Source organism: Streptomyces sp. NBC_00887 (assembly GCF_045207585.1).
The window spans coordinates 3,690,463-3,717,211 of the sequence record NZ_CP108788.1; the positions used below are offsets into that span (position 1 = coordinate 3,690,463).

The following is a 26,749-nucleotide window of genomic DNA, read 5'->3' on the forward strand; positions in this document are numbered from 1 at the left end:
AGGCGCCACATTCGAAAGGTTGTTGGTGCTGCGGTGGCGCCACATTGGCAGAGGCGCCGGTGGTACGGGGGATGATGTGTCCGGCGGGTTTGCGCCGTGGCTGTTTCCCGCCACGGTCGGTCGGCCGGACAAGCGCGGAGACTCGCGCACACCATCCCGGGGAGGGTCGGAGATGCTGGCAGCGATAGGTCTCGACGAGAGACAGGAAGCGGCCTACCGGGCGCTTGTCGCGGCGGGCGCCGCAGAGCTCTCCGATCTCGCGCGCCGGCTGGCGCTGCCCGAGGCGGACACGGAGCGGGCGCTGCGCCGGCTGGAGCAGCAGGGTCTCGCCGCCCAGTCGTCGTCACGGACGAACCGCTGGGTGGCTGCGCCGCCCGGGGTCGCACTGGGCGCGCTGCTGACTCAGCAGCGGCACGAACTGGAGCAGGCAGAGCTCGCGTCGGCACTGCTCGCCGAGGAGTACCGGGCGGAGGCGGCCGAGCCCGCGGTGCACGACCTGGTGGAGGTGGTGACCGGTGCGAGTGCGGTGACGCATCGCTTCCATCAGTTGCAACTGGGCGCCGTCTCGGAGGTCTGCGCACTGGTCACGGGAAAGCCCATCGCGGTCACGGGCATGGAGAACGAGTCCGAGGAACAGGCTGCGATGCGCGGAGTGGCCTACCGGGTCGTCGTCGAGCGCGATGTGCTCGCGCTGCCGTCCGGGATCGTGGAGCTCTCGGCGGCGCTGAGCCGTGACGAGCAGTGCCGGGTGGTCGACCGGGTGCCTACCAAACTGGTGGTCGCCGACGCTTCGCTGGCCATGGTGCCGTTGACGGGACGCGGTGCCGAGCCGGCCGCGCTCGTCGTCCATGGCAGCGGTCTGCTGGAGTCGCTGATGGGACTGTTCGAGGCGGTCTGGCGCGATGCGATGCCGTTGCGGCTGGGTGAGAGCGGCGTCCGCGAGGAGGAGGGCCCCGGGCCGGATTCCACCGATCTGGAGATCCTTTCGCTGCTGCTGTCCGGTCTGACGGACGCGAGTGTGGCGAAACAGCTGGAACTGGGCCTGCGGACCGTGCAGCGGCGGGTGAAGGGGCTCATGGAACTGACCGGGGTGTCCACACGGCTGCAGCTGGGCTGGCACGCGTACGAACGTGGCTGGGTGGCCCGGGCGCCGCGCTGACCGGCCGGGGAGTTCGCCCCCCTGCGGACCTGCGCTGACGGGCGGGACCGGGCGGACTCCGGCAGGCTGGTCGAATGAGTGGTTGGCAGCTCGTTGCCGTGGGTGCGGTGATGGTGCTCGGACTGGTCGGTGTGCTGGTACCGGGTGTGCCCGGGCAGGCGATGGTCTGGGCCGCGGTGCTGTGGTGGGCGCTGACGGACACGACGCCGCTCGCCTGGGGGGTACTGATCGGGGCGACGTGTCTGCTCCTGCTGAACCAGGCACTGAAGGCGCTGCTGCCGTCACGCCGCCCGCAGGAGTCGGGCGCTCCCCGCCAGACGCTGATGATCGGCGGGGTCGCTGCGATCGCCGGGTTCTTCGTGGTGCCGGTGATCGGCGGGCTGCTGGGCTACGTGGGCGCGATCTACGGGGCCGAGCGACTGCGGCTGGGCACCCGCAGGGCGGGCTGGACCTCGGTCAGGTCGATCATGCGGGCGACGGGCTACTCGGTGCTCCTGGAGCTCTTCGTCTGCCTGCTCGTGGTCGGGGCCTGGCTGGGCGCCGTGATCTGGGGCTGACCGGCCTCGCCGCCTCCTCGCCGCCTACAGCCCCGAGGCTGCTCGGCCCGCGAGCTCCAGGTGACGTACGGCGTACGAACGCCACGGCCGCAGGCTGTCGGTCCCGCGCGTCCCGAACGGGTCCACATCGGGATCGCCCAGTGCCCGCATGCGGATCAGTGCCGCGGTCTCCGGGTCGATCGCACGCAGCCGCAACAGCGCCTGCTCCGCCTCGTCCCGGTCGGCTCCTGCCTCGAGCCGTACGGCTCCGACGGCCAGTGCGCCCGCAAGCTCCCGCAAGGCCGGATCCTCGGCTCCGACGGCCAGCACACCAGGTTCGGGGAAGACATGGGTGAGCCCGCCGCACGGCACGTCAAGGACCTTCCCGTACCGCTCCACCAGGCTCTCGGCGGCCTCCGTGCCCACGAGCGCGCGCACGGCGAACTCCTCCGGGTCCGCGGCGCCCGGCGAGCGCAGGCCCGGGCGTGCGGCGACGAGCGGCGCCAGACGCGGATCGGCTCCGAGGGCCTCGTCGACGGCGTACGGATCGGCGTCGAGGTCGAGGAGCCGACGCAGCCGCTGTACGGCGGTCGTCAGGTCGCGGAGGTCGGTGAGCGAGATGCGGGCTTCCAGCCACGGCCCCGCGGAGGCCTCGTCGACGGCCACGACTCCGGCGCCGTACGGAAGCCGCAACGTGCGCCGGAAGGTGCGTGCGCCGGGGGCTCCGCCGATCTCCTCGATCCTGGCCACGGCCTCGGCCCCGAGGAGATCGAAGACCTCGCGGGCGGCGTACGGGCCGCGGTGGGCGAGCCGGAGCGGGATTCCGGCCCGTCGTCCCTCGCGCAACCCCCCGCCGGTGCCCGTACCGGCCTCGGTCCGAAGAGCGCTGGGGGTGCGGGCGTAGATCTGCCGGATCGTGTCGTTGAACTGGCGCACGCTGGCGAAGCCGGACGCGAAGGCGATCTCGGTGACGGCCAGGTCCGTGGTCTGCAGCAGGACCCTGGCGGTGTGGGAGCGCTGGGCGCGCGCGAGGGCGACGGGGCCGGCTCCCAGCTCGGCGTTGAGCTGGCGCTGGACCTGACGTGCGCTGTAGCCGAGCCGCCCCGCGAGCCCGGGGACGCCTTCCCGGTCCACCACGCCGTCGCCGATCATCCGCATGGCACGGCCGACGACATCGGCACGCACATTCCACTCGGCGGAGCCCGGCACGGCGTCCGGGCGGCAGCGTCTGCACGCCCGGAAGCCGTTGCCCTGGGCCGCGGCCGCGGTCGGGTAGAACCGCACGTTCTTCCGCTTGGGGGTGACGGCGGGGCAGCTCGGCCGGCAGTAGATGCCGGTGGTCGCGACGGCGAAGAAGAACTCTCCGTCGAAGCGCGCGTCGCGGCTGCTCACCGCCTCGTACCTGGTCTGTTCGTCCATCACACCGTCCAGTGTGCGCCCCCTCACGGAGGTGCACTCGCGGTTTTCGGACGTCGAACCCGGTGGCCCACCCGCGCTACCGCATCCGGCCCTCCCGCTTGAACGCCATGGCAGCCCGGCCCTCCACGCCTCTGCGCTTCCATTCGCGCATGGTCTCGCTGCGCAGCCGGGCGTCCGTCTTGGCCGCGATCCGGTGGTTCTCCCTGAGCAGCTTGCGGTAGCTGTCGAGACGCCGCTCCGGCAGCGTCCCGTCCTCGATCGCGCCGAGCACGGCACAGCCCGGCTCGGCCTCGTGGCCGCAGTCGTGGAAACGGCACTGCTGCGCCAGGTCCTCGATCTCCGAGAAGACCTGGCCGACGCCCGCCTCCGCGTCCCAGAGCCCGACCCCGCGCAGCCCGGGGGTGTCGATCAGCACGCCGCCGCCGGGCAGCACGAGGAGGTTGCGTGTCGTGGTGGTGTGCCGGCCCTTGCCGTCCACGTCGCGCGCCGCCCGGACATCCATGACGTCCTCGCCGAGCAGCGTGTTGGCGAGGGTCGACTTGCCCGCGCCGGACACCCCGAGCAGCACACTCGTACCGCCCGCGACGATGGCACCGAACACATCGACCCCTTCGCCGGTGGCGGAGCTGACGGGCAGCACCTGCACCCCGGGGGCGATGCGCTCGATGTCCTCGACCAGATGGGAGAGCGTGGCGGCGTCCGGGACGAGATCGGCCTTGGTGAGCACCACGAGCGGGTGCGCCTCGTACTCCTCGGCCTGTTTCCCGTCGCCCAGCAGGGCGGCACCGGCGGTGCTGGACATGGCCAGCGCCAGGAACCGTTCCAGCCGTCCGAGATCCAGCTCGACGGCGAGCGAGACGCAGATGACGATGTGATCGATGTTGGTGGCGAGCACCTGGCCCTCTGAACGCTGCGAGGACGTCGAGCGTACGAAGGCGGTGCGCCGTGGAAGGAGGGTGCGGACGAACTGCGGGTCGCCGTCGGGGTCGACGGCCACCCAGTCGCCGGTGCAGACGATCCGCATCGGATCGCGGGGCACCACGAACGCGGTGTCCGCCCTGAGGGTGCCGTCCGGGGTGACCACGTCGCACTGCCCGCGGTCCACCCTGACCACGCGGCCGGGCAGGAGTCCCTGCTCGGCGTACGGGGCGAAGGCGGCGGCCCAGTCGTCGTCCCAGCCGTACGGAGCCAGCGGGTGCGACGAAACGGAAACCGGAAGAATGGGGAAAGACAAGGGAAACCCTTCACAAGGGTGGTCCCGGCACCGCGCGCTCGGGCGCGGAGAAGAAAGGTGAAGGTCAGCCGGAGGCCACGGGGGTGAGAACGATGCTCTTCTGGTTGTGGGCAGCGCCCATCGCAACGACAGTCATCAATGTCCTCACCTCCTGATTCCTTGAACTCCGCACACCCTAGCCCAGGGCCACCCAGCAGCGTCAACGGCTTTTTGCCGACGCGGCTATGTCCCGCTGCCCATGCCTTCGGCGGAGATCCGGGCACCGGGAACCAGAACAGTTCCGTGGCCCGGGTTGGACACAGCGGGCGACGCGGACGCCCGCTCCTTGCGCCTCGCCGCCTCTTGCCATTCGGCGAGGAGACGGTCATAGACAGGTGTATCGGAATCGGTGCGCCACGACGGTCGGCGGCTGTCGTATTGGTCCATGAGGATGCCCTACCCACCGCGCCGGGAAACGTAGCGCCCGTTACGTCAACCGGCTCAACGCACACTCGGCCGATTGGCCCGAAGGCCCGGCCACGGCAAGGACGTTGACGACGACTGATCCGCAACGCCAGAACCCGGGCCCGGTGCGGGCGCGTTCGGACCGCTTCGGCGCCCCGCCGAGCCGATACCACCGACACGCCCACTAAGGATGGGTCGTCACGAAAGGTGGTGCAATGGGAGGATCGTGAGATTCAACCTCAAACTCATTCCACTCCCCTGGGGGCCCCATGCGTTCCGACATCAGCGCCGCACAGGACACTCCAGTGCCGAACCCTGCCCTCGATGCCGAGTCACCGGCCGTTGTAAGGGTCGAGGAACGCGCGCTCGTCTTCGAGGGATTCACCTACCGCTGCCGCATCGTCCACCAGGACCGCCCGCGAGCCGAACCGCTGGTCCTGCTGGGCGGTTCCTCGCAGAACCGGTACGCGTGGTCGCGGCACGAGAAGTGGCTGGCCGACTACTGCACCACGGTCACTGTGGACCTCCCCGGTTACGGCACGGCGGACTTCCTCCCCGCCCGTCACGGCATCGACTTCCTCGCGGCCAACGTGCGGCACATGCTCGGGGAGCTGCGCATGCCGAAGGTCAACCTCGTCGGCAGTTGCTTCGGTGGGGCCATCGCCACGCGTTTCGCCCAGCAGTACCCGGAGCACGTGGCCAAGCTGGGGCTGGTCGGGATGACCCTGGTGATTCCGGACGACTATGCCGCCGCGGTGCCGCGCTGGACACGGATGCTGGCGCGCGGCGACCGGGCCGGGATCGCCGGTGAACTGGTCGAGCGGTTCATGTCGCCCGCCGGCACCGGCTCCGTGCGCAAGCACGCGGTCGTCTCCCGACTGCTCCTGCGGCAGTTCATGGCGCAGTCGGACGAGGAACTCCGGATGTCGGTGGAGCACAACGCGCGCCTGATGAGCCACGACTGGTACCGGAACGAACCGCTTCCGTCCGTACCGTCCCTGGTGTTCACCGGCGAGCACGACACGCTCTGCACTCCCGCCATGGGACGCGATGTCGCCGCTTCGCTGCCCACGGCGACCTTCACCACCATCAAGGAAGCCGACCACCTGGCGCCGGTGGAACGTATGGAGGAGTTCTCCGATCTGATCAGCAGGTTCTGCACGCTTCGGCCGCTGAACGGGCTGCCGTACTGCAATCAGTTCGAGACGCTGGGCACCACCGTGCGGCGGCCCCTCGTCCCCGCACCGGCGGGTGCGAGCCAGGCGGCGCCGACAGCCCCCTGAGGGCCCCTGGAAGCGCGTGAGCAGACGAATGGCCGAACCCGGTTCACTCGGGTCCGGCCATTCGTCTCTTCATGCGCGCCGGGCTCGAGGCCCGGGCTCAGCGCCCGACGGCGGGGGCGACGAAGCCCTCAGGCGCGGGCGCCGAGTTGGAGCAGTCCACAGAGGGGCCGACGTGCTTGGTCCCGCTCTGCCCCACATTGATCCCCGGCCGCTGCACCGTCTCGCGGGTAACCGTCGTACAGTTCGACTTCTGGTTGAGGTGGTACGTGCCGTCCTCGCTGGTGTACGAGGTCTCGCTCTTCTGAACGCAGACGAGGTTGCCGTAGGCGTCCTGCGAGCAGTCGCCCTGCGGACCTCCGGCGTAAGCCTGAGTGACACCCAGCCCCGCGAGGGCGAGGCCCCCCATGAGCATCGATGCGACTGCGATCTTCTTACGACTGGACATGCTCTGCGTTCCTTCGTGATAAGAAAGCGGGCCCGGCCCCCGGCCTCTTGGCTCGGAATCCGGACCCACTCTCAGGTGCTTACTCGACTACCGGACGCTCAGAAAGCGTCGTTACCCGCGGCACACTGCGAGCCGATGTTCTGGTCCGAACGGCCCGGGTCACCCTCGTTGCCGATCAGGCCGCTCAGCACGCCGTTGAGGGCGCTGAGGTTGCTGAGGACGTTGACGCTCGTGTCGTGCTGCTGGCAGGACGCGCTCTGCTTGACCTCGATGTCCGGCTCACCGTGTCCGCCGGCGACGGCGGTGCCGGCGCCGATGAAGCCGACGCTGCCGAGCATGGCAACCACGACAGCAGCCTTCTGAAGCTTACGCATTTTTCTCTTCTCCGTTTTCGACGGGCACGCTCCGTACCGGTGCGCGCACTCACAGTGATGACGATAGAGGAATGGATCTTCCGGCGCCAACGGCGTGCCGGAAATCGAGGCGATGCCCACCGTTCAGCCGAGCGCACGTCACGGCGCACGCCGGGGGGGAGTGACGCCGCACAACGAGACGGCGGACAACCCCCCCCGGGGGGCTGCCCGCCGCGATGCCGTTCCAGGTGTTCAGCTACTCACCGACACTCAGAAAGCGTCGTTGCTCGCTGCGCACTTCGAGCCGATGTTCTGGTCCGACGCGCCCGGGTCACCCTCGTTGCCGATCAGACCGCTCAGCAGGCCGTTGAGGGCGCTGACGTTGCTGAGGATGTTGACGCTCGTGTCGTGCTGCACACAGGACGCGGTCTGCGTCACGTCGATGCCGGGGCCGTCGTCGCCGGCGAAGGCGGTGCCGGAACCGATGAAGCCGATGCTTCCGAGCATCGCAACCACGACGGCGGCCTTCTGGAACTTGCGCATTTCTTCTCCGTTTGACTAGAACAACACGGACCACTGTTGGCCGTGTTCGTACAGTTACGAGATGTTAGAGCAAAATGTCCGGCAGATCACCGAGCCGCACTCGGCGTGGGGGCGAACGTTGACGGTCATCCGTCGCATGAAGCCAACTCCCCCTTGGGGTGCAAGGATTCCGCTGGATCGGGAAAGCACTTGACGCCCCGGGGAATGCACTCGTTCGGGCCACATCGCGAGGCGTGTCGGCGGCGAATCCCTCGGCGGGCATTCACGTCCGCGGCACAAAGAAACCGCCGCCGCCGGGGGAGGAAACCCGGCAGCGGCGGTGGCGCATCAGGAACGAAGTCGGCTTCAGCGACCTCTCTCGTCCCTGTTTTAGTTCACCCTGAGGCGCACCCCTGGAGCCATCGAGAGAGCCGATATTACTATCGGTCTACCACTGAAATGGAGCGGTGCCGGCAGGGGACAATCCCGAATCCCGGATGACACGGCGCCCAATCAATCGCCCCGCTCTTCCACTTTTTATCGAACGCAAAGCGCCGCCTGGAATTCGGGGTGCAACGCAAAAGCAACTACCCGGCGGAAGAACTCCAACCGGATACCCGCTAGTCCTGAGTGAGGCCCAGCTCCTCGACGGGCGCCCCTACGAGAGCCTGCGCCTCAACGGGAGCCTGCTCCTCCAACGGCGTCTGCACAACGGCCTGAGCCTCGACGGGCGCAGAGAGGGGAGCCTGCTCCTGAACCGGGGCCTGCTCCTGGACCGGAGCCTGCTCCTGAACCGGGGCCTGCTCCTGGACCGGAGCCTGCTCCTGAACCGGGGCCTGCTCCTGAACCGGAGCCTGCTCCTGAACCGGAGCCTGCTCCTGAACCGGAGCCTGCTCCTGAACCGGAGCCTGCTCCTGGACCGGAGCCGCAGCCGGAGCCTGGACCGGAGCCGCAGCCGGAGCCTGGACCGGAGCCTGCTCCTGGACCGGAGCCGCAGCCGGAGCCTGGACCGGAGCCGCAGCCGGAGCCTGGACCGGAGCCGCAGCCGGAGCCTGGACCGGAGCCGCGACCGGAGCCGCAGCCGGAGCCTGGACCGGAGCCGCAGCCGCAGCCGGAGCCTGGACCGGAGCCGCAGCCGGAGCCTGGACCGGAGCCGCAGCCGGAGCCGCAGCCTCGGCCGGCGGTCCGCCGGCGTCGATCACCGTCGTGTTCGTGTTCGCCTGGGTGTTCCACTCGTAGTTCGTGGAGCAGTCAAACTGGGGGCTGGACTTCGATGCGATCGGGATGTTCAGGGCTTCCAGGCTGAAGCAGGACAGGACGTGCCCGTTGTTCTCGAACTTGGGGCCGTCGTCGGCCTGGGCCGAAGCCGCCCCGATCGCCATCAGGGCCACGGCCGACAGGGATGCAACGGCAGTTCGCTTTCCGAACACGGAGATACCTTTCGTTGTGTGCATGAATGCATTCACGAATGCACTGGGGGGGAAAATCTTCGCAACTGTTATAACAGCCAGACTTTCCCACGGCGTACCACAACAATGAACGACACGGACTCGTCAGGGTAATGCTGCTGAACGAGTGAGAGGCGAGTCGGGCCGTACGCACGTACGAGAGCGCGTCCCGGACGCGCTGTCAGCGGCGCCTGCCGGTGCACCCTGGAACACTTGCGCGTAGCCCGTCCGGACGATTCTGCAATTCACCGAGTTTCGCGAGTTTCCCCGGCGCAGTTCGCTCGTTATGACTGTCGTCCAGCGCACTGGAGATGACGATCCGCCGAGGTCATGACCTCACACAGCAACGGCACCACTCGTCACACACGCGTCACTTGCGGGTGCATCACCCGCGCAGAAATGTTGAGGAAGGCCCATTCAATGCGTCAAGTATTGAACAAAAGCATGATCGTCATGGCAGCGGCGTCCGGCATCCTGACCGCCGTCGGCGGATATGCCCACGCCGACGCCTCGGCCGAGGGCGCCGCTGTCAACTCTCCGGGCGTCGGCTCGGGCAACGTCGCCCAGGTACCGGTGCATGTCCCGGTCAACGCCTGCGGCAACACCGTCAACGGGGCCGCCCTTCTGAATTCCTCCTTCGGTAACGAATGCGCGAACGTCGGCTCCGGCAAGGGTGACTGGCACGGCCAGGACGCCGAGCAGAGCGACCGTCACGGTGACAACCGCAGCGTTCCCAGCGACAACGGGTACGACGGCGGGAACGACGACGCTTCCAGCGAGCACAGCGACCGCGGTCACGGCGCCCCGAGCGCCAACAGTTACGAGGACGACGCCTACCAGGGGTACGGCGGAGCGCACGCCGAAGGTGTGGCCACCAACTCCCCCGGAGTGCTTTCGGGCAACGTGATCCAGGCCCCCGTGCACATCCCGGTCAACGCCTGCGGCAACAGCGTCAATGTGATCGGTGCGCTCAACGCGGCCGCCGACAACGAGTGCTACAACGAGAGCGGCCCGGCCGAGCCGCCGGTCGACGAGCCCCCGACCGCAGCCAAGCCGCCGACGGACAAGCCTCCCGTCAGCGACACCCCGGCCGGCGACCCCGCGCCGAACGTCCCTGTCGAGCAGCTGGCGCACACCGGTGCCGGTGACATCGGTCTGGCTGCCGGCGCGAGCGCGGCTCTGCTGCTCGGCGGAGCGGTGCTGATGCGCCGTACCCGCAGTTCGCGCAACTAGTCGCGACACACACGGAGAGGGCCGCCCGGCAGCACCTGACGCTGCCGGGCGGCCCTCTCCTCATGTCCTACAGGCGGGAGAGTCCCGCACGGTCCAGGTACGCCGCGATCCTGGTCGTCTCCGCCGCGTCCAGCTGGTCGGCTTCGACGTACCGGCACGGCTGAACCGGCTGACGGACCTCGGTGCCGAGAGGGATCATCTGGCCGCGCCTGCCGAGGTAGGAAGGGCGAGGCGGAAGGCCGAGGTCGGCTGGTACCACGTCGGGCAGTCGTCCTGCCCTGCCTTGTCTCCCCCGGCGCGGGCGGGCCCCCGATCATGGTCGGGGGCCCGCCCGGTTCCACCTCTGCCTGCGATTCACGCCCGGCGCAGTGCGGAGCGGCCCGCGTAGCGCGCCGAGTCGCCCAGCTCCTCCTCGATCCGGATCAGCTGGTTGTACTTCGCCGTGCGGTCGGAGCGGGAGAGCGATCCGGTCTTGATCTGACCGCAGCCGGTCGCCACCGCCAGATCCGCGATGGTGGTGTCCTCCGTCTCGCCCGAGCGGTGCGACATGACAGCCGTCCAGCCCGCCCGGTGGGCCGTGGCCACCGTGGCCAGCGCCTCGGTCAGGGTCCCGATCTGGTTGACCTTGACCAGGACCGAGTTGCCGACGCCCGTGCGGATGCCCTCGCGCAGCAGCGTCTCGTCGGTGCAGAACACGTCGTCGCCGGTGAGCTGGCAGCGGTCGCCGACGCGGGCGGTCAGCTCGCGCCAGCCGTCCAGGTCGTTCTCCGCCATCGGGTCCTCGATGGAGACGACCGGGTAGCCGTCGATGAGCTTGGCCAGGTAGTCGGCGTTCTCGGAGGGGGTGCGGCGCACCCCCTCGCCGGCGTAGTCGTACACCCCGTCGCGGAAGAACTCGGACGACGCCGGGTCCATGACCAGGCCGATGTCCGTGCCGGGGCGGTAGCCGGTGCGCTCGATGGCGTTCATCACGAAGTCGAGCGCCTCCTCGGCGGTACGCAGTGCGGGCGCGAAGCCGCCCTCGTCGCCGACACCCGTGGAGAGCCCGGCGGCCAGCAGATCACGGCGCAGGGTGTGGAAGACCTCACTGCCCATGCGGACGGCTTCGGCGAAGGTGTCCGCGCCCACGGGCGCGATCATGAACTCCTGGAAGTCCAGCGGATTGTCGGCGTGGGCGCCGCCGTTGACGATGTTCATCATCGGCAGCGGCAGGAGGCGGGCGTCGGCGCCACCGAGGTAGCGGTAGAGGGGCAGGCGGTGGGCCGCCGCGGCGGCCTTGGCTGCGGCGAGGGAGACGCCGAGGATCGCGTTGGCGCCGAGCCGGGCCTTCGTGGCGGTGCCGTCGAGGGCGATCAGCGCGGCGTCCAGACCTGCCTGGTCCGCCGCGTCCCGGCCGCGCACGGACACCGCGATCTCCCCGTTGACGTGGGCCACCGCGCGGTCGACGCCCTTGCCGTGCCAGCGCGTGGTGTCCCCGTCGCGCAGTTCCACGGCCTCCCGGGTACCGGTGGAGGCGCCGGAGGGAACCGCCGCGCGCCCCAGGGACCCGTCCGCCAGGACGATGTCGACCTCGACCGTGGGGTTGCCCCGGCTGTCGATGATGCGGCGGGCTGTGACGGTCTCGATGGTGACGTCGACGGTTCCGACTACCTCTGCGGACATGGGAGTTCCTCCCCGTTGTCGTGTGCCGTGGCCCCGGCTGCGACAACGCTGGCGCTGAGCCCGACGAGACCAAACCATACAGCAATGCTGTTCAGTTTTGCTGTACAGCATGGCTGTGCAGGTCAACGGCACAGCCATGCAGACACCGGGGTAAAGTGCCCTATGCCCACCCCGGAAGCCGCCGCCATCGCCGCCGAACTGCGCACCGCGATGGGCAAGCTCACCCGACGCGTCAAACACGAGGACCACATCCCGCTGGGCCAGGTCGCCGTCCTCGGCGCACTCGACCGCGACGGCGCCATGACCACCAGCGACCTCGCCGCCGATCAGCGCGTACGCCCCCAGTCGATGGCCCGGGCGGTGGGACTCCTCATGGAGCAGGACCTGATCACGCGCCGGGCGCACCCCACGGACGGCCGCAAGTCGCTGGTCGAGCTCTCCGAGGCGGGCCGGGCCGCGCTCGAAGCGGAGCGCGGCCGCAGGGCCGGCTGGCTCGCGCAAGCCATCGAGGCCGAACTCACCGATGAGGAAAGGGCGTTGCTGGCACGGAGCGCGGCCCTGCTGGAGCGGCTCGCCACCCGCTAGTGCCCCGGCCCGCACTGTTCGGGACGTAGGTTCGCTGCCCGTGATCGCCTTCGCCCCTGACACCCGGGTCTGGCTGCTCTCCACTCCGCTCACCTCGTACGCGCTCCGCATCGACGCGACCGGAGCGCCCTGTCACCTCGCGTGGGGGCCCCACGGCTGACCCTGGAGGACGCGCAGGAGCTCGCCACTCCCCCGGCAGAGGCCTGCCAGCAGCTTCGAGGGTCGCCCGTCCGCGGGCGAGGAACTGCCGGTGGACAGGGGCGCGCGGTACGGGCCGCCGTCGCTGCAGGTCCGCTTCGCCGACGGCACCCGGGCCTTCGCATGGCAGCCGACAGGCCATCGTGTCCAGGAGCCCGCGCCCGGATCCGCCGAGCTCGTCCTGGAGTTCAGGGACCGTCACCACCCCTGGGAGGTGGCTCTCCACTCCCGCGTGCACGAGGGCACCGATGTGATCGAGCGCTGGTCCATGCTGCGCAACACCGGCGAGGAGACGATCGCCGTACTACGCGCGGACTCCGCGGCGTGGTCGCTGCCGGTCGCGGAGGACCACCGGCTCAGCCACGTCACGGGGCAGTGGTCGGCCGAGAACCGACTGCACCGGGACCGGCTGCCGTTCGGGGAGACCGTGCTCACCAGCCGGTGGGGCATCACCGGCCATCACGCGAATCCCTGGGTGATGCTGGACTCGGGGGGCGGGGCGACCGAGGGACACGGCCGGGTGTGGAGCGCGGTGCCGGCCTGGAGCGGGAGCTGACGGAGGGGGCCACCCTCGTGGCGCAGTACAAGCGTGTGCGCCACCTGGTGCAGCACGGGATCACGCACCGGCCGCGCGGCCCCGTCGACGAGGGGTCCGCGGCCGTGCAGTACACGGCTGCGGACCGGAGCGAGGCCCTGCTGCCGGTCTGGCAGCGGGCGCCCCGCCACGGCGGTCCCCGGCCGCCGCTGCGGCTTGCGGGACTCGATCCGACGGCCCGCTACCGGGACGTCCGCACCGGCACAGTCCACTCCGCGACCGTGCTCGGAGAGTACGGACTGCTGCCGGACCTGCCGCCCGGCGACCGGGCGAGCACGGCGGTGCACCTCGTGCGGACGCCCTGACAGGCCTCACGGCAGGAAACGGCCCTCACGGATAGAAGTGCGTCAGCGACTCCGCGGCGCAGGCCGGCTTCTGCGACCCTTCGAGTGCGAAGGTGAAGGTCCGCGTCATCTGTACGCCGCCCCGCGGGACCTCCTTCACCTCGGTGACGGAGGCGTGCAGCCGTACGCGGCTGCCGACGGGGACGGGCGCCGGGTATCTGACCCGGTTGACCCCGTAGTTGAGCGCGCGTCCCACGCCGCTCACCTGGAGCAGCTCGCCGAACATCGGGATGCCCCAGCTCAGGACCATGTAGCCGTGGGCGATGGTGCGCCCGTACGGGCCGGCCGCGGCGCGTTCGACGTCGGTGTGGATCCACTGGTGGTCACCGGAGACGTACGCGTACGTGTCGATGAGCTCCTGGGTGACCTCCTTCCAGGCGGAGTGCCCGAGGTCGCGCCCGCCGAGGGCGAGGATCTCCGGGATGCCGTGCACGGTCAGGGGCATGGGGCGGTACTCCGTTCTCTTCGTACGGGGGCGGTCAGGCGGTGACGGGCGCGGTGCGGCGGGCGGCGACCGGCTCCGCTGCCTGCTCGTCGTGGTTGGGGCGCTTGAGCAGGAGCAGCATGCAGCCCAGGGTCAGCGCCACCTGGAAGACGGCGTACGCGATGACCGCGGTGATCGAGCCCGTCCGGTTGAGCAGGAACTGGCCGATGATCGGGGTCGTGCCGCCGAGCAGGGTGCCGCACAGCTGGTAGCAGAGCGAGATGCCGGTGTAGCGCAGATGGGCGGGGAAGCGGCTGGCGAGCATGCCGGCGAGGGCCGCGTAGTAGAGGCAGTGCGGGATGGTGGCGACGGCGACCCCGAGCATCGCGAGCCCGTAGTTCTCGGTGCTGATGAGGACGAACATCACCGGCATCAGGACCAGTTCGGGCACCAGCATCACGATCACGGCGCGGGACCAGCTCTTCATCCGGGTGGCGATGACGGCACCGAAGGGCTGGACGATGATCTGGGTGATGTTGGCGACCAGGATGATCGTCAGGAACGAGCTGCGGTCGAAGTCGAGCGACGTGGTGGCCCAGGACAGGGCGAACGTCGACTTGAAGTAGGTCGCCGACAGGCCGATCGTGCAGGCGCCGATGCCGAGGACGATCAGCATGGGGTGGCTGCGCAGGACCTCGGTCAGCGGGAGCTTGACGACTTCCTTCTTCTCGATGAGCTTGGCCATGGCCGGGGACTCGGTGACCTTGAGCCGGACCAGCAGGCCGACCATGACGAGTGCGGCGGAGGCGAGGAACGGCACCCGCCAGCCCCAGGAGACGAAGGCGGCGTCGGGCAGCTGGCTGATGGCCAGGAAGCTCACCGTCGAGAGGGTGTTGCCGACGGGCGAGCCCTGCTGGGCGAAGGCCCCGTACAGCACGGACTTGCCCCTGGGGGCGTGCTCGGAGGCGATCAGGACGGATCCGCCCCACTCACCGCCGAGGCCGATGCCCTGGATCATGCGGATGCAGACCAGCAGGATCGGGGCGGCGATGCCGATGGAGGCGTATCCGGGGAGCAGACCGATCGCGGTGGTGGAGATGCCCATCATCAGCAGGGTGATGACGAGGGTCTTCTTGCGGCCGAGGCGGTCGCCGTAGTGGCCGAAGACGATGCCGCCGACGGGGCGGGCGAGGAAGCCGACCCAGAAGGTCGCGAAGGCGACCAGGGTGCCCATGGGGCCTTCGAGTTCGGGGAAGAACACCTTGTCGAAGACGAGCGCCGCCGCGGTCCCGTAGATGTAGAAGTCGAACCACTCGATGGTGGAGCCGATGAAGGCTCCGAATCCTGCGCGGTTGGCGGCTTTCGTCTTCTCGCGTGCGGTTGCGGTGGACGCACTCATAGGTGGCTCCCGTGAACATCGTCGATCAAGCGGATGGGGGCATGGCGGACAGGGACGTCTCCCGGGAGACGCCCGGTGTCACGCGAGGGGGAAGGGAAAAAGTCCTCGAAGAGGGGACGGGGACGGGGGGACGTTCAGACGGTGATGCGCTCGAAGACCGCGGCGAGGCCCTGGCCGCCGCCGATGCACATGGTCTCCAGGCCGTAGCGGGCCTCGCTGCGGTGCATCTCGCGGGTGAGCGTGGCGAGGATGCGGGCCCCGGTGGCGCCCACCGGGTGGCCGAGCGAGACTCCGGAACCGTTGACGTTGATCCGCTGCTCGTGGTCCTTCTCACCGAGGCCCAGCTCCCGGGTGCAGGCCAGGACCTGGGCGGCGAAGGCCTCGTTGATCTCGATGAGGTCGAGGTCGGCGAGGGTGAGGCCGGCACGGCCGAGGGCCGCGTGGGTGGCCGGTACGGGACCGATGCCCATGGTCGCGGCGGGGACACCGGCCCGGGCGAAGGAGACGAGCCGGACCAGTGGGGTCAGCCCGAGCCGTTCGGCGGTGGCGGCGCTCGTGACCAGGCAGGCTGCGGCAGCGTCGTTCTGGCCGCTGGCGTTGCCCGCGGTGACGGTCGCCTCCGGGTCGGACTTGCCCATGATGGGGCGCAGCGCGGCGAGTTGCTCGGCGGTCGTGTCGGGGCGGGGGTGCTCGTCGGCGGTCACGACCGTATCGCCCTTGCGGTTCCGTACGGTGACGGGGACGGTCTCGGCGTCGTAGCGGCCCTCCGCGGCGGCGCGGGCGGCGCGGGCCTGCGAGCGCAGGGCCAGGGCGTCCTGGTCGGCGCGGCCGATGGAGTAGGCGCGCCGCAGGTTCTCGGCGGTCTCGATCATGCCGCCGGGTACGGGGTGGTTGGCGCCCCCGGCGGTGACCCGGCCGCGGGCCAGTGAGTCGTGGAGCTGCAGTCCGGGGCCCTTGATGCCCCAGCGGCCGTCGTGCGTGTAGTAGGGGGCTGCGCTCATCACGTCGACGCCGCCGGCGATCACGACGTCGCTGAATCCGGCCCGGATCTGCATGGCCGCGTCCAGGACGGCCTGGAGGCCGGACCCGCAGCGCCGGTCGATCTGGGCGCCGGTGACGGAGTCGGGGAGCCCGGCGTCGAGCGCGGCTACCCGGCCGATGGCCGGGGCGTCCGACGTGGGGTAGGCGTGGCCGAGGATCACCTCGTCGACCCGGGCCGGGTCGATCCCCGTACGGGCGACGACCTCGGCGATGACGCGTGCGGCGAGCGCGGCCGGCGTCTGCTGGGCGAAGGCTCCGCCGAAACGTCCGATGGGGGTGCGCAGCGGTTCGCAGATGACGACATCGGTCTGGTCGGGCACGGGGGACACCTTTCGGCGGTTTCGGGTGTGTGGGGCGACCTTCGCACCCGACCACTGAGTCGGTCCAATATCGAGTTGCCCCCTCTTCAAGACGCAGCGCGTCTCAATCGCCCCGGGGGGCGTGCCCTACGGCGTCGGCAGGGCCTCCTCGGCGACCGCCAGCACCGCGCGGAGCGCCGCGGAGGGATTGTCGGCGCGCCAGGCCAGCGCCGCCTGCCGCCGGATGGGCGGGCCGGCGAGGGGCCGATACACCAGCCCGTTCTGCTGGATGTGCCGGCAGGAGGAGACGGTGAGGGTGACACCGACGCCCGCGGCGACCAGGGCCAGGATCGTGTACGAGTCGGGGGCCTCCTGCACGACACGCGGATTGAAGCCGGTGGCCTCGCACGCCTCGACCATGGCGTCGCGCACGGTGGATCCGGTGTTGGCCGGGAAGGAGACGAAGGGCTCGTCGGCGAGGATCCCGATCGGGATGCTCTCGAGGTGCGCCAGCCGGTGGTCGGAGGGCAGCGCGCACAGCAGCTCCTCCTCGTCGATCACCCGGTAGGCCACTCCCGGCTGGGTCACCGGGAGGCGGACGAAGCCCAGGTCGAGCGATCCGTCGGCGACCCGGGACAGGGCGACGTTGGCGTACGTCTGCCCCTTCATGACCAGCTCCAGCGCGGGGTGGGCGGCACGGACGGCCCGGGTCAGCTGCGGCAGCGTCTCGTGGCTGGAGGCGCCGGCGAAGCCGATGGTGACCCTGCCGTACTCGCCGCGTCCCGCGGCCCTGGCCGCCCGTACCGCCGTGTCGAGGTCGTCGAGCACGGTCCGTACGGGTTCGAGGAACGACTCCCCCGCGCTGGTGAGCCGCACCGAGCGGGTGTTGCGCTCGAAGAGCTGGACGCCGAGCTCCTTCTCCAGCTGCCGGATCTGCTGGCTGAGCGGCGGCTGCGCCATCTGCAGCCGCTTGGCGGCCCGGCCGAAGTGCAGCTCCTCGGCCACGGCGGTGAAGGCGGTCAGATGACGCAGTTCCATACGGGACACCCATTCATTAATCAGCGGTCTTGATCCGACCTTAATTTGGTATTGGACAGCAATCAATGGCCGCTGACACGGTAGGGCGACCAGCACACACTCGCCGAGGAGCACCGTGGACCGGACGGACAGGACCGACGACGGGCCGGACAAGACCATGTCGATGAAGGCGGCCGTCGCCGCCTTCGTCCAGGACGGCGCCACCGTCTGCCTGGAAGGCTTCACCCACCTCATCCCCACCGCGGCCGGGCACGAGATCATCCGCCAGGGCCGCCGGGACCTCACGGTCGTGCGGATGACGGCGGACATCGTGGTGGACCAGATGATCGCCGCGGGCTGCGTCTCGCGGCTGGTCTCCTCCTTCGTGGGCAACTCCTCCGCCGGTTCGCTCGGTGAGCTGCGGCGCCGGATCGAGAGCAGCGACCCCGCACCCCTCGCCTTCGAGGAGTACAGCCACTACGGCATGATCTGCCGCTATCTCGCCGGAGCCCAGCGGCTGCCGTTCTATCCGCTGCGCAGCTACGGGGGCAGCGATCTGCCGTCCGTCAACAGCGATCTGCGCAAGGTCGCCTCGCCCTATCCGGGGCCGGACGGCGAAACGGAGCAGATCTATGTCGTGCCGCCCGTGAACCCGGATGTGACGTTCATCCACGCCCAGCGGGCCGACCGCAGGGGCAACACGCAGATGTGGGGACTGACGGGCATCCAGGCGGAGGCCGTGTACGCGGCCGGCAAGGCCGTCGTCGTCGTGGAGGAGATCGTCGGCGACGAGGTCGTCCGCTCGGACCCGAACCGCACGCTCGTCCCCGCCCACGCGGTGGACGCCGTCGTCGTCTGCCCGCGCGGCGCGCACCCCTCGTTCGCGCAGGGCTACTACGACCGGGACAACGACTTCTACCGGGCCTGGTCGCACATCAGCAAGGACCCGGAGCGGCTGCAGGAGTGGCTGCGGGAGTGGGTGTACGGCACGGCCGACCACTCCGAGTACGTCGCCAGGCTGGGCGAGGACTTCTGGGCAGGGCTCGCGGTCGGCGAGGCGCTCAGCGAACCGGTGAACTACGGACGTCGGCTGTGAGCGCGGAACACGAGAAGGAGCTGGTCATGACCACCACCACCGAGCCGGGCACCGTCACCTCCTCGGAGCTGCTCTCCGTCGTCGCCTCCCGCGAACTGGCCGCGCGCCGAACGGTCTTCGCCGGAATCGGACTGCCGACGCTCGCCACCGAGCTGGCCCATCTGACGGTGGCCCCGCAGATCGAGGTCGTGTACGAGTCCGGGGTCTGCGGGGCGCACCCCTCACATCTGCCCGAGACCATCGCCGACGCCGTGCTCATCTCCGGCGCGGAGGCGGTGCTGTCGATGCCGGCCCTGTTCGGCAACGTCCTGCAGGGCGGCCACATCGACGTCGGCTTCCTGGGCGCGGCGCAGATCGACCGGTGGGGCAACCTGAACACCTCCGTGATCGGCGACTGGGAGAGCCCCTCGGTGCGGCTGCCCGGCTCCGGCGGCGGCATCGAGGTGATGGCCAACTCCCGCGAGGTCTTCGTGGTGATGCGCCGCCACAATCCGCGCTCCTTCACCGAGACCCTGGACTTCTGCACCACACCGGGCCCGGACCGCGCGCTCGCCGAGGGCATCCGGCCGCTGGGGGTCGGCGTCACCCGGGTCATCACCGAACTGGGCATCCTGGCCCGCGAGGGCATCGGCGAGGAGCTCCGGCTGGTCTCGGTGCATCCGGGCGTCACGGTGGAGCAGGTGCGGGCGGCGACGGGCTGGGACCTGAAGGTGGCCGATCCGGTCGGTACCGTGCCACCGCCCACTGCCGCGGAGCTGCGGCTCCTGCGGGAGGACGTCGACCCCGACCGCGTCTATCTTCGCTGAGACGACTCACCGTCCCGACCCCCGAGAGGACCCCATCTTCCATGCGTATCAGGATCGTCGGCGCCGGAGCCATGGGCCGCGGTATCGCCCAGTGGGCGGCGTCCGCCGGACACACCGTCGAGCTGTGCGACGTCCGTACGGAGGCGGTGACGGCGGCCGTGGACTTCGTACGGTCCATGCTGGAACGCGCCGTGGACAAGGGCCGGATGTCCGCCGGGGACTGTGCCGCCGCCCTGGAGCAGTTGGTCCCCCTGGACGATCCCTGGGCACAGGGACCTGACGTCGACCTGGTCATCGAGGCCGTACGGGAGGACCTGGACACCAAGGCGGAGGTGTTCGGGAAGCTCGAGCAGGCCCTGCCCGGCTCCGCCGTCTTCGCGACCAACACCTCGTCCCTGTCGGTGACCCGCATCGCCGCGTCGCTGAAGGACCCGACGCGGCTGGCGGGGCTGCACTTCTTCAACCCCGTACCGCTCATGAAGATCGTCGAGATCGTGCCGGGAGCCGCCACCCGCCCCGAGATCCCGCCGGCGCTGACCGAGCTGGTCGAGAGCTGCGGGCACCGTGCGGTCACGGTCGCCGACACCCCCGGCTTCCTGGTCAACCACGCCGGGCGCGGTCTGGTGACCGAGGCGCTCGCGCTGCTGGAGGAGTCGGTCGCCGACCCGGCGGGCATCGACCGGATCGCCCGGGACGTGCTGGGGCTGCGGATGGGTCCGTTCGAGCTCATGGACCTCACGGGGCTCGATGTGACCGCGGCCGTGATCGACTCGATCTGGCAGGGCTTCCGGTACGAGGACCGGCTCCGCCCCTCCTACCTGACCCCGAACCGGGTGGCCGCGGGCCTGCACGGCCGCAAGACCGGGCAGGGCTGGTTCGCGTACGGCTCCCAGGCGCCCGCCCCCGCCGCGGAGGCGCCGGTGACAGGCGACGCCGACCGGCCGGTGTTCGTGGTGGACACGGACACGGGCACGACGTCCGACACGGGCACGGGCGCGGTGTCCGGCGCCGGCGCCCTCCGTGCGGCGCTGACCGCCGCGGGAGCCGCCGTCGGGAGCGGCCCCGCGCCCTCCGACGACGCCGTCGTCCTGGTCCCGGTCTGGGGCACCGCGGTGGCCGCCGCGGTGGCCTCGCTGGGCCTGCCCCCCGGGCGCACCTTCGGCGTGGACCCGCTGCCTGCGGCAGGCCGCCGCCGCGTGCTCGCGGTGACGCCCGCGGCCGACCCGGCGGCCGCTCGGGACGCCCGTGCGGTACTGGCCCGCGCGGCGGACGGCGAGGAGCCGTACGCCGTGTCGGTGGTGCGGGACACGGCCGGTTCGGTGGCGCAACGGCTGCTCGCCTCGGTGGTGTCCGTCGCGGCGTCGATCGCCGAGCGCTCGCTCGCCACCCCGGCGGACATCGACCTGGCCGTGACGGCCGGGCTCGGCTACCCGGTGGGACCACTCGCCTGGGGCGACCGGATCGGTGCCGCACGGATGCTTGAGCTGCAGCGCGCCCTGCACGCGACGACCGGCGACCCCCGCCACCGGCCGACCCGCTGGCTCACCGAACGCGCCCAGCTCGGCCTTCCGCTGACGGACCCGGGTACCTCGCCCTCCGCCTGCACCGGGTGACCTCGGTGACCGTTTCGTACAAGACCTGCGAGCGGTGACCCGCATACCTTCGGTCCATGACTCCACGACTCGACGCGATCGGCATCACCACCGCGGACCTGGCCGCATCGCTCGCCTTCTACCGCCGGCTCGGACTCGACATCCCCGCCGACGCCGAAACCGCACCCCACGTCGAAGTGGCCCTGCCCGGCGGGCAGCGTCTGCTGTGGGACACGGAGGACGTCGTCCGTACCTTCGATCCGGACTGGACCGGCTCGAAGGGCGGCGAGCGTGTCGGGCTCGCCTTCCTGTGCGACAGCCCGGCGGAGGTCGACGCCGTGTACGCCGACCTGACCGGTGCCGGATACCAGGGCCACCTTGAGCCCTGGGACGCCGTGTGGGGGCAGCGCTATGCCGTCGTGCTCGATCCGGACGGCAGCGCGGTGTCGCTCTTCGCCGGCGCCTGACCGGCCCCGCCCAGCGCGGCGAGATGGCCGCCGAGCGTCGTACCGGCCAGGTCCCGCACCTCACGGGCCAGATGGGCCTGGTCGGTGCACCCGGCGAGGCAGGCGGCCTCGGCGTACGGCGTTCCGGCCCGTACGAGGGCGAGGGCGCGCTGCAGCCGCAGGATTCTGGCGAGGGTTTTCGGCCCGTATCCGAAGGCGGCCAGGGAGCGCCGGTGCAGCTGGCGGGCTCCCAGGCCGACCGAGCCGGCCGTGTCGGCGACGGAGAACCCTTGCCGGAGCCGCTCCGCGACAGACGCCGCGAGCGGGTCCGGCGGGCTCGCGTCGGCGGCCCTGCGCAGGGCGATGTCCTCCAGCGCGGCGGCAGGGTCGGCGGCCCCGTCGATCCTCTCGGCCAGTCTGCGGACCTCCGCGCCCGGCCACACGGCGTCGAGGGGGACCCGCCGGTCGCGCAGTTCGTGCGCGGGTACGCCGAGCAGTGCGGGCGCCGTTCCGGGCGCGAAGCGGATGCCGGTGCACGGTCCGGGGCCGGCCTCATCGGCAGTGAACGCATGGGTGTCGGGGCCCGCAACCAGGAGCCGGCCGCCGGTCCAGAGCAGATCCATGCAACCGTCGGGCAGGACGGCCCGTGCCGGGTCGCGCGGCCCGCTCCACTTCCAGACCGTCGCGCCGCCGAAGCGCGACGACCGCTCCTCGTACCGTGCGCCCGCACCCATGGGCACCACGCTACGGCGTCACTGCTCCTTGGCGTCCTTGTCCCGGTTCGCATGGAGCCGGGACTTCACGTCGTCCGGCGGCAGGAAGCGGGACCAGCGCTCGGGGAACTCTGACGGCATGTACACGTCGTCGTCCTCGTCGTCCGCGTAGGCGTCCCAGTTCGCCGACTGGGTCCGGGCCACGAGTTCGGCGGCCTGGGCCGCCCGCAACCGCTCGTTGGCCGCACGTGCCGCGGCGGTGGCGAGTGAGGGCCATACCCGGTCGATCGCGGCATTCACCGCAGCACCGACGAGTACGGCGAATGCTGAAATACCTATCCAGAGCAGGACGGCGATGGGCGCGGCCAACGAACCGTAGATCGTGGGCCCTTCGACCGTGTTCGTGAGGTAGATCCGCAGCAGGAAGCAGCCCACCACCCACATACCGAGCGCCACCAGCGCACCGGGAACATCCTCGATCCACGGCGAACGGACGGGTACCGAGACGTGGTAGAGCGTCGTCAGGAACGCGATCGACAGCGCGATGACCAACGGCCAGTACAGGACGGCGAGTACCTCGGTGCCCCACGGGATGAACTCCACCACCCGGTCGGGACCGACCACCAGCAACGGCAGAACCACCGCTCCCAGCAGCAGGGCGACCACGTACAGCAGGAAGGCGAGCAGGCGGGTCTTGACGATGCCCCGGTGCCCGTCGAGCCCGTACATCACGGTGATGGTGTCGATGAAGACGTTCACCGCACGGGAACCCGACCAGAGGGCGATCGCGAAGCCGATGGAGATGACGTCGGGGCGCGCACCGGTCGTCACGTCGTCCATGAGCGGTCTGGCGATGTCCTTCACCCCCCGCTCGGACAGCACGGTCTGCACCGCGCCGAGGATGTTGCGCTCGATGGAGGCGACCGTGGTGGTGGCTGTCCAGTCGTCGACGTAGCCGAGCAGGCCGATCAGCCCGAGCAGCAGCGGCGGCAGTGACAGCAGGGTGAAGAACGCCGCCTCGGCCGCGAGACCGAGGATGCGGTATTCGATGCACGAGTTGACCGTGTCCTTGAGCAACTGCCACGCCATCTGCCGCTTGGATACATTGCGGTAGAGGACTCGAGCCCGGTGGAGCCGACCCGGTGGCCGCTCGGGTGTTTCGTTTGCTGCCTGCACCTCCTTACCGTATCGGCATGGCACCAAGCACCCACACAGTGACCAACCAGGTTCCGCCGCTGGTCGGCTATGACGTCTTCGCCACCGACCGCGCTCTCACCGAAGCGGTCGAGCGGCACCTCGCGCCCGAGATCCTCCCCGAGGCGCGGAGGGAACTCGGGGCGCTCGGTCTGTCCGCCGGCTCCGCCCAGGCGCAGCGGTGGGGTGCTCAGGCGAACGAGAATCCGCCCGGCCTTCACACGCACGACCGTTACGGACACCGCGTCGACGAAGTGGAGTTCCATCCGGCCTGGCACCGGCTGCTCGGTCATGCGGTCTCGGCCGGTCTGACGGACGCCTGGGGCCGGCCCGCCGGACACGTCCGGAGGGCGGCCGGGTTCCTGGTGTGGACGCAGGCCGAGGCCGGCCACGGCTGCCCGCTGTCGATGACGCACGCCGCCGTCCCCGCGCTGCGGACCGATCCGGCGCTGGCCGCCGAGTGGGAACCGCTGCTGACCTCGCACGTGTACGAGGAGGGATTGCGGCCTCCGTCGCAGAAGGCCGGCGTGCTCTTCGGGATGGGCATGACGGAGAAGCAGGGCGGCACCGATGTGCGCTCCAACACGACCCGCGCCGAGCCGCTGGCCGGCGACGGCGAATACCTGCTCACCGGCCACAAGTGGTTCTGCTCGGCACCCATGTCCGACGGCTTCCTGGTGCTGGCGCAGGCGCCGGGCGGGCTGAGTTGCTTCCTCGTCCCGCGCGTCCTGCCGGACGGGGACCGCAACGCGTTCGCGATCCAGCGCCTCAAGGACAAACTGGGCAACAGGTCCAACGCCTCCGCCGAGGTCGAGTTCGACGGGACCTGGGCGCGCCGGGTGGGCGAGGAGGGGCGCGGGGTGCGCACCATCATCGAGATGGTGGCGGCGACCCGGCTGGACTGTGTGGTCGGATCGTCGGCGCTGATGCGGCAGGCGGTGGCGCAGGCGATCCATCACACCGCGTACCGCAGCGCGTTCGGTGGACTGCTGATCGACAAGCCGCTGATGCGCAACGTCCTGGCCGATCTGGCCCTGGAGTCGGAGGCGGCGACGACGCTGGCGCTGCGGCTGGCCGCCGCGTACGACGCGGACACGGACACGGAGCGCGCCTTCCTGCGGATCGCGGTGCCGACCGCCAAGTACTGGGTGACGAAGCGGTGCGGCGCGGTCGTCGGCGAGGCCCTGGAGTGCCTCGGCGGCAACGGGTACGTGGAGGAGTCCGGGATGCCCCGGCTGCTGCGCGAGGCGCCGCTCAACTCGATCTGGGAGGGCTCGGGCAACGTACAGGCGCTCGATGTGCTGCGCGCGCTCCAGCGCGAGCCGCAGGCCCTCAACGCGTTCCTGGTGGAGGTCGGCAAGGCGCGCGGCGCCGACCACCGGCTCGACGCGGCGATCAAGGGCCTGCTGACCGAGCTGGCGGATCTGGATGCCGTGGAGGCGCGGGCCAGGCGGCTGGTGGAGCGGATGGCGCTCGTGCTCCAGGGCTCGCTGCTGCTGCGCTGGGCTCCCGCAGAGGTGGCGGACGCGTTCTGCGCCTCGCGGCTCGGCGGGGACTGGGGCTCCGCGTTCGGGACGCTGCCGCACAGCCTGGACCTGGCGTCGATCGTGGAGCGGGCAAGGCCCCAGGAGCGCTAGGGCCAACGATGGAAGGTGGTGCTGCGCCGACACGGCACCACCCTCCACCTTTGTGGACCACCGGACGGCGGAGCCGAGGACTCCCAGTCCGGTGTTCTGCCACTCTCATACGATCTGCGGCCTGTCACCAGAGTTGCAAAGGGTTGCAACCATTGTGGCGAGTGCGCGGCGCCGCGTGCCCATGCACGGCAGGATGGCCTTCTGGACCCGGTGCTTTCCCGCCCGGACCGGGTCCACGCTTTGTTTTGGGGGAACCCGTCATGGAGTCAAGCCGTGCCGTGGCAACGCGACCGGCAGCAGGCCCGCAGTCGGTGGTGACCGCCACCCGCCTGGTGCACCGGGCCAGGGAGGCCCGTCTGGCAGGCGCGCGCGGGGTGCCGGTCCCGCGCGCGGAGATCGACGCGTCCTGGGACCGGGTGCTCCGCAGCGGCATCGATCCCGAGCAGTCGCCGGAGAGCGAGCTGCTGGAGGCGGACGAGATCGAGCACCGGCGCCGGAGCACGGTGCTCGGCGACGTCATGCCGCTGCTGCGCGACGGGCTGGCCGCGATCGCCGACGCGGCCCAGCAGATCCTGGTCGTCACGGACAACGAGGGCCGGGTGCTGTGGCGCCAGGGCCACACGGCCGTGATGCGCCTTGCCAAGGACATCTGCCTGGAGGAGGGCGCCGCCTGGTCGGAGTCGACGACCGGGACGAACGCGATCGGCACGGCGCTCGCCACCCGCACCCCGGTGCAGGTCCACTCGGCCGAGCACTTCATCCGCGCCCTGCACAACTGGACGTGTGCGGCGGCCCCGGTGCGCGATCCGCGCGACGGACGGCTGATGGGCATCGTCGACATCAGCGGACCCGCGTCCACGTTCCATCCGACGACGCTGGCATTGGTCGGCTCGGTGGCCTCGCTCGCGGAGAGCGAACTGCGGACTCGGCACCTGGTGGCGATCGAACGGCTGCGGTCGGTGGCGGCGCCCATCCTGTGCCGGCTGGGCGGCCGTGCGCTGGTGGTGGACACCCACGGGTGGCTGGCCGCCGTCGTCGGGATGCCGCCGGTGGACCGGCTGCCGCTGCCGAAGTCGCTGCAGCCGGGCCGGGTGTGGCTGGCGTCGCTCGGGATGTGCCTCGTGGAGCCGTTGCCGGGGGGCTGGCTCGTGCAGGTGGCGGACGGCCGGGCCGACGGACCGCCGCGCCGTGTGGTGCTCGACCTGAGCCGGGAGCGTGGGCTCGCGGTGCATGTGGCGGGCCCGGTGGGCACCTGGACCCAGCGTCTCTCCCCCCGCCACGCGGAGCTGCTGTACGCCCTGGCCCTGCACCGGGAGGGGCGCACCGCGGCGGAGCTGGCCCAGGACATATTCGGCGACCCGACCCGGACGGTGACGGTCCGGGCGGAGATCTCCCGTATACGGCGCCATCTGGCGGAGGTGCTCGCCCATCGCCCGTACCGCTTCGGCGAGGGGGTGGAGGTGGAGGTGATCCATCCGGACCTGCCGGCGGACCTGCTGCCCCGTTCGACCGCTCCGGTGGTGGTCAGGACGCGTGCGTCCGCGGGTACGGTCTGAGACCGGCCGGACAGCGGTGGGCGGATCCCTGGACGGGCAGGGCGGGGGTGGCCGGACAGCGGGCCGCAG

27 protein-coding genes are annotated in these 26,749 nt (G+C 70.7%); 13 read left to right on the top strand and 14 right to left on the bottom strand.

The window, feature by feature from the left end; all coding sequences use genetic code 11:
• Window positions 1-172: 172 nt before the first annotated feature.
• Window positions 173-1,159, top strand: coding sequence for a helix-turn-helix domain-containing protein (locus OG844_RS16800; RefSeq protein ID WP_406391127.1), 987 nt, complete (start codon window positions 173-175; stop codon window positions 1,157-1,159).
• Between the two features lie 74 nt (window positions 1,160-1,233).
• Window positions 1,234-1,716 carry a DUF456 domain-containing protein gene (locus tag OG844_RS16805; protein WP_406391129.1) on the top strand — a complete coding sequence of 161 codons (483 nt, stop codon included), beginning with the start codon at window positions 1,234-1,236 and terminating at the stop codon, window positions 1,714-1,716.
• Window positions 1,717-1,740: 24 nt separating this feature from the next.
• On the opposite strand, the gene OG844_RS16810 is transcribed toward OG844_RS16805, so the two are convergent.
• Window positions 1,741-3,114, bottom strand: coding sequence for a DNA-3-methyladenine glycosylase 2 family protein (locus OG844_RS16810; RefSeq protein ID WP_406396166.1), 1,374 nt, complete (start codon window positions 3,112-3,114; stop codon window positions 1,741-1,743).
• Between the two features lie 76 nt (window positions 3,115-3,190).
• Entirely contained in the window at window positions 3,191-4,348 is a 1,158-nt protein-coding gene (gene rsgA, locus OG844_RS16815; RefSeq protein WP_406391131.1) for a ribosome small subunit-dependent GTPase A, read from the bottom strand.
• A 749-nt stretch (window positions 4,349-5,097) separates the two neighbouring features.
• On the opposite strand from rsgA, the gene OG844_RS16820 reads away from it, so the two are divergent.
• Entirely contained in the window at window positions 5,098-6,075 is a 978-nt protein-coding gene (locus OG844_RS16820) for an alpha/beta fold hydrolase (RefSeq protein ID WP_406391133.1), read from the top strand.
• 97 nt (window positions 6,076-6,172) lie between these two features.
• Here OG844_RS16820 and OG844_RS16825 read toward each other — a convergent pair whose 3' ends face one another.
• The 4 genes from OG844_RS16825 to OG844_RS16840 all read right to left on the bottom strand — a co-directional run bounded on the left by OG844_RS16825 (window position 6,173) and on the right by OG844_RS16840 (window position 8,825).
• Window positions 6,173-6,520 carry a hypothetical protein gene (locus tag OG844_RS16825; protein WP_406391135.1) on the bottom strand — a complete coding sequence of 116 codons (348 nt, stop codon included), beginning with the start codon at window positions 6,518-6,520 and terminating at the stop codon, window positions 6,173-6,175.
• A gap of 98 nt (window positions 6,521-6,618) precedes the next feature.
• A complete protein-coding gene (locus OG844_RS16830; RefSeq protein ID WP_406391137.1) occupies window positions 6,619-6,894 on the bottom strand; it encodes a hypothetical protein in 276 nt (91 codons plus the stop codon).
• Between the two features lie 249 nt (window positions 6,895-7,143).
• Window positions 7,144-7,416, bottom strand: coding sequence for a hypothetical protein (locus tag OG844_RS16835; RefSeq protein WP_406391139.1), 273 nt, complete (start codon window positions 7,414-7,416; stop codon window positions 7,144-7,146).
• 599 nt (window positions 7,417-8,015) lie between these two features.
• Window positions 8,016-8,825: a hypothetical protein gene (locus OG844_RS16840; protein WP_406391141.1), complete on the bottom strand. Its 810-nt coding sequence runs from the start codon at window positions 8,823-8,825 to the stop codon at window positions 8,016-8,018.
• 438 nt (window positions 8,826-9,263) lie between these two features.
• Between OG844_RS16840 and OG844_RS16845 the strand changes: the two genes are divergently transcribed.
• Entirely contained in the window at window positions 9,264-10,076 is an 813-nt protein-coding gene (locus OG844_RS16845; protein ID WP_406391143.1) for a chaplin, read from the top strand.
• 67 nt (window positions 10,077-10,143) lie between these two features.
• Here the strand turns inward: OG844_RS16845 and OG844_RS16850 are convergent, their stop codons facing one another.
• Both OG844_RS16850 and eno read right to left on the bottom strand, forming a co-directional pair.
• A complete protein-coding gene (locus OG844_RS16850) occupies window positions 10,144-10,275 on the bottom strand; it encodes a hypothetical protein (RefSeq protein ID WP_406391144.1) in 132 nt (43 codons plus the stop codon).
• Window positions 10,276-10,430: 155 nt separating this feature from the next.
• On the bottom strand, window positions 10,431-11,738 hold the full coding sequence (eno, locus tag OG844_RS16855; protein WP_406391146.1) for a phosphopyruvate hydratase: 1,308 nt from the start codon (window positions 11,736-11,738) through the stop codon (window positions 10,431-10,433).
• Window positions 11,739-11,900: 162 nt separating this feature from the next.
• Between eno and OG844_RS16860 the strand changes: the two genes are divergently transcribed.
• The 3 genes from OG844_RS16860 (at window position 11,901) to OG844_RS16870 (ending at window position 13,421) form a co-directional block, all read left to right on the top strand.
• Window positions 11,901-12,323, top strand: coding sequence for a MarR family winged helix-turn-helix transcriptional regulator (locus tag OG844_RS16860; RefSeq protein WP_406391148.1), 423 nt, complete (start codon window positions 11,901-11,903; stop codon window positions 12,321-12,323).
• A gap of 250 nt (window positions 12,324-12,573) precedes the next feature.
• Window positions 12,574-13,077: a glycoside hydrolase family 36 N-terminal domain-containing protein gene (locus OG844_RS16865; RefSeq protein ID WP_406391150.1), complete on the top strand. Its 504-nt coding sequence runs from the start codon at window positions 12,574-12,576 to the stop codon at window positions 13,075-13,077.
• The gene (locus OG844_RS16870) at window positions 13,044-13,421 is read left to right on the top strand and encodes a GH36 C-terminal domain-containing protein (RefSeq protein ID WP_406391152.1); all 378 of its coding nucleotides are present in this window, start codon (window positions 13,044-13,046) and stop codon (window positions 13,419-13,421) included. The genes OG844_RS16865 and OG844_RS16870 overlap by 34 nt, the downstream gene beginning before the upstream one ends.
• A 25-nt stretch (window positions 13,422-13,446) precedes the next feature.
• On the opposite strand, the gene OG844_RS16875 is transcribed toward OG844_RS16870, so the two are convergent.
• The 4 genes from OG844_RS16875 to OG844_RS16890 all read right to left on the bottom strand — a co-directional run bounded on the left by OG844_RS16875 (window position 13,447) and on the right by OG844_RS16890 (window position 17,661).
• The gene (locus tag OG844_RS16875; protein WP_406391154.1) at window positions 13,447-13,905 is read right to left on the bottom strand and encodes a MaoC family dehydratase; all 459 of its coding nucleotides are present in this window, start codon (window positions 13,903-13,905) and stop codon (window positions 13,447-13,449) included.
• Window positions 13,906-13,939: 34 nt separating this feature from the next.
• Window positions 13,940-15,283 carry an MFS transporter gene (locus tag OG844_RS16880; protein ID WP_406391156.1) on the bottom strand — a complete coding sequence of 448 codons (1,344 nt, stop codon included), beginning with the start codon at window positions 15,281-15,283 and terminating at the stop codon, window positions 13,940-13,942.
• Between the two features lie 134 nt (window positions 15,284-15,417).
• The gene (locus OG844_RS16885; RefSeq protein WP_406391158.1) at window positions 15,418-16,644 is read right to left on the bottom strand and encodes an acetyl-CoA C-acetyltransferase; all 1,227 of its coding nucleotides are present in this window, start codon (window positions 16,642-16,644) and stop codon (window positions 15,418-15,420) included.
• A 126-nt stretch (window positions 16,645-16,770) separates the two neighbouring features.
• Entirely contained in the window at window positions 16,771-17,661 is an 891-nt protein-coding gene (locus OG844_RS16890) for a LysR family transcriptional regulator (protein ID WP_329206192.1), read from the bottom strand.
• Between the two features lie 157 nt (window positions 17,662-17,818).
• Here OG844_RS16890 and OG844_RS16895 point away from each other — a divergent pair, with 157 nt between their 5' ends.
• The 4 genes from OG844_RS16895 to OG844_RS16910 are packed head-to-tail and all read left to right on the top strand — an operon-like array spanning window position 17,819 to window position 21,601.
• Window positions 17,819-18,736, top strand: a complete 918-nt coding sequence (locus OG844_RS16895; RefSeq protein WP_329214984.1) for a CoA-transferase — start codon at window positions 17,819-17,821, stop codon at window positions 18,734-18,736.
• Between the two features lie 26 nt (window positions 18,737-18,762).
• Window positions 18,763-19,542, top strand: a complete 780-nt coding sequence (locus tag OG844_RS16900) for a CoA-transferase subunit beta (protein ID WP_406391160.1) — start codon at window positions 18,763-18,765, stop codon at window positions 19,540-19,542.
• 41 nt (window positions 19,543-19,583) lie between these two features.
• Window positions 19,584-21,155, top strand: a complete 1,572-nt coding sequence (locus OG844_RS16905; protein ID WP_406391162.1) for a 3-hydroxyacyl-CoA dehydrogenase — start codon at window positions 19,584-19,586, stop codon at window positions 21,153-21,155.
• Between the two features lie 56 nt (window positions 21,156-21,211).
• Window positions 21,212-21,601: a VOC family protein gene (locus OG844_RS16910; protein ID WP_406391164.1), complete on the top strand. Its 390-nt coding sequence runs from the start codon at window positions 21,212-21,214 to the stop codon at window positions 21,599-21,601.
• Here OG844_RS16910 and OG844_RS16915 read toward each other — a convergent pair.
• Both OG844_RS16915 and OG844_RS16920 read right to left on the bottom strand, forming a co-directional pair.
• Window positions 21,544-22,314 (bottom strand): DUF6597 domain-containing transcriptional factor, encoded by a 771-nt coding sequence (locus OG844_RS16915; RefSeq protein ID WP_406391166.1) that lies wholly within the window; start codon window positions 22,312-22,314, stop codon window positions 21,544-21,546. The two genes, OG844_RS16910 and OG844_RS16915, sit on opposite strands and share 58 nt — an antisense overlap.
• 18 nt (window positions 22,315-22,332) lie before the next feature.
• Window positions 22,333-23,469, bottom strand: coding sequence for a YihY/virulence factor BrkB family protein (locus tag OG844_RS16920; RefSeq protein WP_406391168.1), 1,137 nt, complete (start codon window positions 23,467-23,469; stop codon window positions 22,333-22,335).
• 17 nt (window positions 23,470-23,486) lie between these two features.
• Here OG844_RS16920 and OG844_RS16925 point away from each other — a divergent pair, with 17 nt between their 5' ends.
• Both OG844_RS16925 and OG844_RS16930 read left to right on the top strand, forming a co-directional pair.
• On the top strand, window positions 23,487-25,124 hold the full coding sequence (locus OG844_RS16925; RefSeq protein WP_406391170.1) for an acyl-CoA dehydrogenase family protein: 1,638 nt from the start codon (window positions 23,487-23,489) through the stop codon (window positions 25,122-25,124).
• A 260-nt stretch (window positions 25,125-25,384) separates the two neighbouring features.
• Window positions 25,385-26,680 (top strand): GAF domain-containing protein, encoded by a 1,296-nt coding sequence (locus OG844_RS16930; RefSeq protein ID WP_406391172.1) that lies wholly within the window; start codon window positions 25,385-25,387, stop codon window positions 26,678-26,680.
• Window positions 26,681-26,749 lie beyond the last annotated feature (69 nt).